This is a genomic window from Curtobacterium sp. USHLN213 (genome assembly GCF_037144815.1).
Taxonomy (GTDB): Bacteria; Actinomycetota; Actinomycetes; order Actinomycetales; family Microbacteriaceae; genus Curtobacterium.
In genome coordinates, this window is record NZ_JBBCYQ010000010.1 from 71,533 (window position 1) to 80,131 (window position 8,599).

At 69.8% G+C, this 8,599-nt stretch carries 11 protein-coding genes and 1 tRNA gene; 1 reads left to right on the forward strand and 11 read right to left on the reverse strand.

What is annotated here, in order from left to right:
• Positions 1-156 precede the first annotated feature (156 nt).
• The 7 genes from WFH25_RS14245 to serS all read right to left on the reverse strand — a co-directional run bounded on the left by WFH25_RS14245 (position 157) and on the right by serS (position 3,640).
• The gene (locus WFH25_RS14245; RefSeq protein ID WP_336698254.1) at positions 157-378 is read right to left on the reverse strand and encodes a hypothetical protein; all 222 of its coding nucleotides are present in this window, start codon (positions 376-378) and stop codon (positions 157-159) included.
• Positions 375-731: a hypothetical protein gene (locus WFH25_RS14250; RefSeq protein ID WP_336698255.1), complete on the reverse strand. Its 357-nt coding sequence runs from the start codon at positions 729-731 to the stop codon at positions 375-377. The genes WFH25_RS14245 and WFH25_RS14250 overlap by 4 nt, the downstream gene beginning before the upstream one ends.
• Complete coding sequence (locus WFH25_RS14255) at positions 718-930, reverse strand: hypothetical protein (RefSeq protein ID WP_336698257.1); 213 nt, start codon at positions 928-930, stop codon at positions 718-720. The genes WFH25_RS14250 and WFH25_RS14255 overlap by 14 nt, the downstream gene beginning before the upstream one ends.
• Entirely contained in the window at positions 927-1,232 is a 306-nt protein-coding gene (locus WFH25_RS14260) for a helix-turn-helix transcriptional regulator (RefSeq protein WP_336698259.1), read from the reverse strand. Before WFH25_RS14260 ends, WFH25_RS14255 begins: the two co-directional genes overlap by 4 nt.
• 154 nt (positions 1,233-1,386) lie before the next feature.
• Positions 1,387-1,471 (reverse strand) — tRNA-Ser (locus WFH25_RS14265).
• A gap of 52 nt (positions 1,472-1,523) precedes the next feature.
• Positions 1,524-2,378, reverse strand: a complete 855-nt coding sequence (locus WFH25_RS14270) for an HAD family hydrolase (protein ID WP_175473690.1) — start codon at positions 2,376-2,378, stop codon at positions 1,524-1,526.
• Positions 2,375-3,640 carry a serine--tRNA ligase gene (serS, locus tag WFH25_RS14275; RefSeq protein ID WP_070418122.1) on the reverse strand — a complete coding sequence of 422 codons (1,266 nt, stop codon included), beginning with the start codon at positions 3,638-3,640 and terminating at the stop codon, positions 2,375-2,377. Before serS ends, WFH25_RS14270 begins: the two co-directional genes overlap by 4 nt.
• 128 nt (positions 3,641-3,768) lie before the next feature.
• Between serS and WFH25_RS14280 the strand changes: the two genes are divergently transcribed.
• Positions 3,769-4,839, forward strand: coding sequence for a diacylglycerol/lipid kinase family protein (locus WFH25_RS14280; protein WP_083403430.1), 1,071 nt, complete (start codon positions 3,769-3,771; stop codon positions 4,837-4,839).
• Positions 4,840-5,125: 286 nt separating this feature from the next.
• Here the strand turns inward: WFH25_RS14280 and pheA are convergent, their stop codons facing one another.
• The 4 genes from pheA to WFH25_RS14300 are packed head-to-tail and all read right to left on the reverse strand — an operon-like array spanning position 5,126 to position 8,570.
• Positions 5,126-6,082: a prephenate dehydratase gene (gene pheA / locus WFH25_RS14285; RefSeq protein WP_071296051.1), complete on the reverse strand. Its 957-nt coding sequence runs from the start codon at positions 6,080-6,082 to the stop codon at positions 5,126-5,128.
• Between the two features lie 52 nt (positions 6,083-6,134).
• On the reverse strand, positions 6,135-6,680 hold the full coding sequence (locus WFH25_RS14290; protein WP_070418120.1) for a MarR family winged helix-turn-helix transcriptional regulator: 546 nt from the start codon (positions 6,678-6,680) through the stop codon (positions 6,135-6,137).
• A 28-nt stretch (positions 6,681-6,708) separates the two neighbouring features.
• Positions 6,709-7,146 carry a hypothetical protein gene (locus WFH25_RS14295; protein WP_336698264.1) on the reverse strand — a complete coding sequence of 146 codons (438 nt, stop codon included), beginning with the start codon at positions 7,144-7,146 and terminating at the stop codon, positions 6,709-6,711.
• The gene (locus WFH25_RS14300) at positions 7,143-8,570 is read right to left on the reverse strand and encodes a molybdopterin-dependent oxidoreductase (protein ID WP_336698265.1); all 1,428 of its coding nucleotides are present in this window, start codon (positions 8,568-8,570) and stop codon (positions 7,143-7,145) included. The genes WFH25_RS14295 and WFH25_RS14300 overlap by 4 nt, the downstream gene beginning before the upstream one ends.
• Positions 8,571-8,599 lie beyond the last annotated feature (29 nt).

An 8,599-nucleotide genomic window follows, 5' to 3' on the forward strand; every position in this document is an offset into this window, starting at 1 on the left:
TCCTACGGGCTCCACGTGTCGTAAGTGCCCTGCCGGTGAAGATGCATTCGGCACCGGCAGACATGAACGTCGAACAGATCACCAACGCAGTGCGTAGGCCATTCGAACGTTTGGGAGTCACGCGTATTTGGCAAAAGTGAGGTGTCCGCATCGGATTCACGACGCCTCCCCGTTGATAGCGCGAGCCAGTTCAAGCGCTCCGGGGCGGACAAAAGCAGCCACGTTCGCGGACTCGGACTGACCGAAAGTAAGCACGGCCAGCATGTCTGAGTCTCGTTCCATCCGGCGCTTAATGGTGCAGACAGCGGTTGACAACTCGCTAGCTTCGGCGTTCCATTTCTCGCCAGCCGCCACTGATGCTTCGAAATCGTTGGTCATTCTGTTCCTCCGTTGATCGCGCGCGCCAGGATGATGCCCGCATGCACCGACCCCTCATGCCGCAGCGAGGGTCGGGCCTCCTCGTGCACCATTGCGTAATTGAGAATTGCCAACTGCGCATCGATGGTGCGGTGCATGGTGACGATCAGCTCACCGGCTTGTTCGGACACGGGCAGCGATGAGTGATCGCCCCACGACGAAACGATGTCCCCGTAGTGGTCACCAATCTCCACGTATCCATCGCGGCCACCAACGATTCGCCAAGTGTTCCGGTACGGCTTGTCCGGGTTGGCAATCGGACGAAGTTCGCTCAGCCGCTTGTGTGCGGCCTGCAGTTCCTCAAGCGGGGTCATGCGTACTCCACTTCATGATCGGCTCGGAGCCGTCCCAGACGACATCAACGCGGATGGCCAGACCGTCGATCTGACCGGTGTACTGGAAAAGCGGCAGGTGTCGAGTGGTGCCATTTGGCCTTCCGCCGAACTTCGACTCCGCGGCGTCGTCGGACTGGCGAAGCATGCGCTCCGGAAACGATTCCTCGCGCGGGCTCATGAGAGCACCTTCCGGATCTGGTCGACTTGGTAACGGAGCATGGACAACTCGGCTGCGCGCATACCGGCAGAATCAACTTCGTCGCCCGTAAGTTGCTCCACGGTGACACCCAGGAGACTCGCGACGGCCATCGCTTCAGAAAGACGCAACGGACGCTCCCCGTTCTCCACCAGCCAGACAGTTGTCTGGCTCCACTTCAAGCCGCCCGCACGAAGCAATCGGGCAAGCTCGGCTTGGCTCAGGTCGCCGCGGTATCGGCGTACCTGTGTGCCGATGCGTGACTCAACGCTGTCATCAGTCATGCGGCAACTATACGACCAAATGGTCACTTACGCGACCGATTGCTGCCACGATGCCACAGCCCCGCAGGACGAACATCCGCGCCGTTGTGGCATGAACTGGTGGCAACCCGCGTGGGCGATCCCACAAACATCCAGTTGAACTGGGCTTTTCGTGCGGAGGGTGTGGGATTCGAACCCACGAGACATCTCTGCCCACCTGTTTTCAAGACAGGCTCCATCGGCCGCTCGGACAACCCTCCAGCGACGCGACCACGTGGCGAGACGTGATCGCGTCCCGGGAAGTCTACCGGGCTAGCGCGGCAGGGAGTCGAGCGCAGCCGCCAGGCCGTCGTCGGTGACGCCGCCCGTGAGCTCGTTGCCCGCGTCCACGACGTCCTCGGGTGCCTGCCCCATGACGACGCCGCGCCCCGAGGTCGAGGCCCACCGGAGCATGTCGATGTCGTTCCGACCGTCCCCCGCCGCGAACACGCGGGACCGCGGGATGTCGAGCCACTCACGGACCCGTTCCATCGCGGTGGCCTTCGTCACGCCCTCCGGGGCGATGTCGAGCCACGACGTCCACCCCACCGAGTACGAGACCTTGTGCAGCCCCATCCGCTCGACGATCTGCAGGAAGTCCTCGGTGTCGTGGCCGGGCGAGATGACGACGACACGGGTCGCCTCGACGCCGAGCAGCCGTTCGAACGGGACGTGCTCGCCGGCGACGGTCATCGTGTCGTCGGGGAAGTTGCCGGAGAGCAGGAAGTGGCCGGTCTGGTCCTCGACGCCGAAAGCGGCGTTCTCGAGGGCGCCGTGGATCGTCCGGAGGACCTCGCTCGGGTCGAACTGCTCGACGTGCACCCGCTCGTAGGAACCGTCGGACCGGCGTCCCAGGGTCAGCGCGCCGTTCGCGCAGACGAGGTACTTCGGCTGGATGCCGAGCGTGTCGAGCAGCGGGACGGTCATGCCCTCACTGCGACCGGTGCTGAGCATGACCTCGTGCCCGGCTGCCTCGGCATCGCGGAGCGCGGCGATCACGGTGTCGGTGACGACACCGTCCTCGCGCATGGTGGTGCCGTCGATGTCGAGCGCCACCAACCAGCGCTTCGTCCGGGCCGGCGCACCCGCACCGGCCGAACCGTCGACGAACCGACCCTGCGTGCTCATCGGGGCTCGATCACCTCGACGCCGCCCAGGTAGGGACGGAGGACCTCGGGCACGACGACCGAACCGTCGGCCTGCTGGTGCGTCTCGAGGATCGCGACGATCCACCGGGTGGTCGCGAGGGTGCCGTTCAGGGTCGCCACCGGCGCGGTCTTCCCGCTCTCGGTGCGGTACCGGATGTCGAGGCGACGAGCCTGGAACGTCGTGCAGTTCGACGTCGACGTGAGCTCGCGGAAGGTGCCCTGCGTCGGGACCCACGCCTCGATGTCGTACTTGCGCGCCGCACTCGTGCCGAGGTCGCCACCCGCAACGTCGATCACGCGATAGTGCAGCCCGAGGTCCTGCAGCATCTGCTCCTGGTACCCGACGAGCTTGGCGTGCTCGGCCTCGGCCTGGTCCGGGTGGACGTAGGCGAACATCTCGAGCTTGTTGAACTGGTGCACGCGCAGGATGCCGCGGTTGTCCTTGCCCGCCGACCCCGCTTCGCGCCGGTAGCAGGTCGACCAACCGGCATACCGCAGGCCGTCGCCACCGTCGAAGGAGAGGATCTCGTCGGCGTGGAACCCGGCGAGGGCGACCTCGCTCGTGCCGGTCAGGTAGAGGTCGTCCGCCTCGAGCCGGTAGACCTCGGCCGCGTGCTCGCCGAGGAAGCCCGTGCCGGCCATGGTCTCGGGGCGCACGAGCGTCGGGGTGATGAGCGGCTCGAAGCCGGCGGCGATCGCACGGTCGAGGCCGAGCGACATCAGGGCGATCTCGAGCCGGGCACCGAGGCCGCGCAGGAAGTAGAACCGCGAGCCGGAGACCTTCACGCCGCGCGGGATGTCGATGATGCCGAGGTGCTCGCCGAGGTCGGCGTGGTCCTTCGGCTCGAAGTCGAACTCCGGCTTCGTGCCGACGGTGCGGAGCGTGACGAAGTCGTCCTCGCCGCCCTTCGGCACGTCGGGCAGGACGACGTTCGGGATGCTCCGGACGACCGCGTTGAAGGACTCCTCGGCCGCGGTGACGGTCGCCTGCGCTTCCTTCACCTTCGCGGCGAGCGCCTGGGCCTGCTGCACGAGCGCGGCCTTCTCGTCCTTCGGGGCCTTCGCGACGGTCTTGCCGAAGGCGTTCTGCTCGGCCCGGAGGGACTCGAACGAGGTGATCGCGCTCCGCCGTGCCGCGTCCGCGGCGACGGCCTCGTCGACGACGGCGACGGAGGCGCCGCGCGCCTCCTGCGAGGCCTTGATGACGTCCGGGTTGTCACGCAGCAGCTGGGGATCGATCACCGCACCATCCTAAAGGGGCGCAGTTGCGGACGGACTGGAGGCGCGGTGCGGGCCCGACCCGCGCCTCCAGGCCCGGGACGGGTCGTCACGACCGTCCGCTCGCAGCATCCGATCGGTACCGTTGGTGCATGTCGACCCCTTCGGAGACCGCGCCCGCGGACCAGGACGCCCTCCAGACCGAACAGCGGACGGCCGCGGTGGTCTACAACCCGGTCAAGGTCCACCTGCCGACCCTCAAGCGCACCGTCGAGAAGCACCAGCAGGAAGCCGGCTGGGCCGAGACCCTCTGGTTCGAGACGACGGAGGAGGACCCGGGCGGCGGCATGGCCCGCGCCGCGCTCGAAGCCGGTGCCGACGTCGTCGCCGCCGCGGGCGGGGACGGGACCGTCCGTGCCGTGGCCGAGGTGGTGCACGGGTCAGACGCCTCGCTGGCGCTGCTGCCGAGCGGCACGGGAAACCTGCTCGCGCGGAACATGAAGTTGCCGCTGGACGACCTCGGCGGGATGGCCAAGGCGATCTTCACCGGGCACGACCGTTCGATCGACTTCGGACTGCTCGGTGTCGAGCGTCCCGACGGCTCCCGCGACCGGTTCGGCTTCGTCGTGATGGCCGGCCTCGGGCTCGACGCCCGCATGCTCGCGAACACGCGCCCCGAGCTGAAGAAGCGCGTCGGGTGGCTCGCCTACCTCGACTCGCTGTTCCGCTCCGTCCGTGACACCGACGGCTTCGAGTTCAAGTACCGGCTCGACGAGTCGGCACGCAACGGCTCGGTCCGGGCGCACTCGGTCATCGTCGGCAACTGCGGCATGCTCCAGGCCAACGCCATGCTCCTGCCCGATGCCGAGATCGACGACGGGGTGTTCGACATCGTCGTGATGCGGCCTCGCGGGTTCTTCGGCTGGGTGCGCATCGCCGCCAGGGTGTTCTGGGAGAACGGGATCCTGCGGTGGTTCCGCCGGTCGGCCCTGTCCGACACCGTGATCGGCCGCCGGATCACCACGGCCGCGAAGCAGGAGCGCCCGCTGCGGTACCTGCGCGGCGAGGAGTTCACGCTGCGCCTGGCGAAGCCGGACGAGTTCGAGATCGACGGCGACCCGGTGGGCGAGATCGTGGCGTTCCGCGCGAAGATCGACCCGGGCTCGCTGGACGTGCGGATCCCCGCGGTCGAGCCGGCGACGGGCCGCGGCCGCCGGCGGTAGCCGCGCCGCCGCGGGCGCCGCGGTGCGCGCTCCGCACAACGAAAGTCCATCGGAACCACGCGACGACGTGGTGACGAAGGTCTCGCGAGGTACGGCATACCTCTACCTCGACGTCGCCGGCTCCTTCGTGCAGTCGTCCCGCAGCCGCTGGCGCTGCCGGTCCCTGCTCTGGTGCGCTGACGCCTTCGAACCACGGATCCGACGTGGAACCGCCCCTCGCGGCTGGTTCCATGTCGGATTCGTGGTTCGACCCTGCAAGGCCGCGCGGGCGCGCGCAGCGCAGCGCTCAGCGCGCCTCGGGCTCGCCCGACACGATCGCGCGCAGCCAGTCGCGCGCCTCGACGAACGCGACGTCCGAGTAGCGCGCGGGCACCTCGGGCCGGACCCCGTCGGCCCGCGGGTACGACCCGAGGAACGTCACCCGCGGGCTGAACCGCCGCAGGCCGAGCAGCGCGTCCGCCACGCGCTCGTCCCGCACGTGCCCGTCGAGGTCGATGACGAACCGGTACCGCCCGAGCTCGTCGCCGATCGGCCGCGAGGACAGCAACCCCATGTTGATGCCCCGCGTCGCGAACTGCTCGAGCATGTCGACCAGGGCGCCGGGGTGGTCGGCGGGCAGTTCGACGATGACGCTGGTCTTGTCGGCCCCGGTCGGCTCGGGCAGCGCCAGGGTCTTCGACACGAGCACGAACCGGGTGACCGCCGAGGCGTTGTCCCCGATGGACGAGGCCAGGACCTCGAGCGCGTAGTGGTCGGTGATCCCCGGGGGTGCGACCGCGGCGTCGGCGGTGGGGTGCTCGTCGAGCAGGGCTGCCGCGGCGGCCACGTTCGAGGACGCCGGGATGTGCCCGTGGCCGCGGACGTTCGCCTCGAGCCAGTTGTGGGTCTGGGCGTAGGCCACGGGGTGCGCGTTCACGGTCCGGACGTCGGCGAGCGCGGTGCCGGGGCGGGCGACGAGCACGAAGTCGACGGGGACGAGGTACTCCCCCACGATGCGCACGCCGGGGATCCGGGCGAGGGCGTCCTGCGTCGCGCTGACCCCGCCGTCGACGCTGTTCTCGATGGCGATGACGGCACCGATCGACCGGCCGCTCACGACGTCGTCGAGGGCCTCGCCGACGTTGTTCACGCTCCGCCAGGGCTTGCCGGCCGCGGCGTCCACGAGCTTGAGCGCAGCCTCGGTGAAGGTCCCTGCGGGTCCGAGGTAGGAGTACGTGTCGGACGGCGCGGCGGACTCGGTCATGCGGCGAGCCTATTGCAACGCCCACGGCCCGCAGGCGTGCGTGACGGCGGCGTCAGTCGGTCGCCGTACCCGTCAGCCGGGCCTCGCAGATGGCGGGCTCGTCGTCGTCGCGCGGGTAGGTCAGGGCGGCGAACCGCCCCTCGGGGTCGAGCCGGCTGAGGAGCGCCGCGGCGATGCCGTCGAGCTGCCCGACCTGCTCGTCGCTCAGCGCGTCGATCACCACGCGACGGGCGGTCCGGACGTGGTCGGGCGCCGCGTCGACGATGGTCGCGTAGCCGGCGTCGGTCAGCCGGACGTCGGTCGCGCGCCGGTCGTCGGTCGAGGGACAGCGCGCCACGAGGCCGCGCTTCTCGAGCCGGGACACCACGTGGGACAGCCGCGGCAGCGAGGCGTTCGTCGCCGAGGCGAGCGCCGACATCCGGAGCGTCCGGGAGTCGGTCTCGGAGAGCATCGCGATGACCATGTAGTCGAAGTGCGTCAGGTCGGCGTCGCGCTGGAGCTGCTGGTCGAGCGCGGCCGGCAGGAGCTCCATGACCGCGACGAGCTTCATCCACGCGCGCAGCTGGTCGCGGGTGAGCCACGGGGTGTCGTCGGTCATGCGTCGAGTCTACCGAAAGGTTGTCGGTTCAACCAGTACTCGCGCGAACGCGTGCCGGACGACGTGCGGCGACCACGAGCACCACCACGACGACGAGCAGCAGGACCCCCTCGACGAGGAGCAGCCGCGCGCCGTAGTCGAACGGCAGCACCGTCGGGTTCTTCTGCCCGTGCGCCTTCGCCGCGATCTCCGGCAGGACCACGAGCGCGAGGACGCTCCCGAGCACGACGACCGCCTGCACGACGACGAGGGCCCAGGCCCGCAGCGTCCGCCCGGTCCGGCGGAGCAGGAGCCCCACTCCGACGACGAACGGCGACAGGATCGCGTCGTGCAGGACCACGGCCCCGAGGAGCCAGGTCGCCAGCCCCCAGATCCGGTTCGGTCGGACCGTCGTCACGAGGACGTACGCCCCGAACGCGATGACGAGCACCCCGACCACGACGAGCACGATGCGTGCGGCCCTCATGCGATCACCTCGATCTTCTCGATCCACTTGGTCTGCAGCACACCGGGTCGTCCGGGAGCGATGATCCGCGCCGGGAACCCGTGGTCGAGGTCGAGCGTCGCGCCGTTCAGCTCGAGCGCGACGAGCGTCGTCGGGTCCTCGGCGTACTCGGGGCCCATGTCCATGATGCGGTAGCCGCCGTGCCGCTCGAGGCTCGTCACCCGCACGTGCGACCCCGGCGCCGCCTGCACGGCGCCGAGCAGGTCGCGCATGCGCACGCCCTTCCAGGTCGCCATCTGGCTCCACCCCTCGACGCAGGAGATCGGGAGCTCGGCCTCGGCGGTGCCGAGCGCGACGAGCTCGGCTCGCGAGAAGGTGCGGACCACGTCGTGCCCGACGACGGTCAGGGACCAGTCGGCGGCGGTGGCGGTGGCCAGCACACCGGCGGCACGGGCCGTGCGGTTGACCGGCAGGTCGTTCGGCCCGCGGTGCCGCTGTCGGGCGCCGAACACGTTGAACGGCTCGGCGAGCGTGCTCGACTGTCCGGCGGTCAACGCCACGACACCGACCGTCGCGGCGGTCACACCGGCGAAGAACCCGCGTCGGGCGATCCGCTCACGTCGACCGTCGTTCGCCTCCGGCGTGGCCCGGGAGGCGCGGCTCGCCTCCGCCGCACCGTCCTGCGGCACGCCGAGACTCGGCTCTGCGGACGCCGCTCGGGTCGCGGACGCCGAGTCCGGTCCGCCGGGACGAGTCTCGGCAGCGTCCGCCGGGACGGCCGGCTCGGCCGGCACGCCGTCGACCCAGCGGAGCACGCGGCCGGTGACGCCGCGGGGGTAGGACGCGACCGCCTGCGGTGCCGGAGCCGACGTGGCGGGGTCCACCCGTGCCTCCTGGGACGGCGAGAGCAGCTCGCTCCCCGCGGCCGGGTCGACCACGAACCGGCCGTGCTCGTCGTACGAGTCCCGCTTCCGCCAGTACCGGCTGATCAGCCGGAGCTTCACGCCGATGTGCAGCACGAGCGACCCGATGAGCACGTACGCGAGCGCGTTGTGGACCTGCTTGAACGGGAACGGCCACGGGTACCACTGGTACGTGTTGAGCAGGCCCGTCGTCACCTGCACGATCGCCGACGCCACGAACACCGCGATGGACAGCCGCTCGAGCAGGTGCAGCGGACCACGCACCGGCGGGGTCTGCACGAGTGCCGGCATGACCGTGTTGAGCTTCGCGAGCAGCAGCGGGATGATCGCGATCCCCGCGGTGATGTGCACGCCCTGCGTGAACTGGTAGAGCTGCGCGGGACGGGTCGGGAACCGCATCCACGGCAGCGGCTGCTGGAGGAAGTAGCTGTAGACGCCGGTCGCGAAGCAGACCAGGAACGCCACCCCGAGCAACCGCCCCAGGACGACCGCCGTCCGCGCGTTCCGGTTCGGCGACGCCATCGCGGATCGTGCATCCAGGAGCAGCCCGC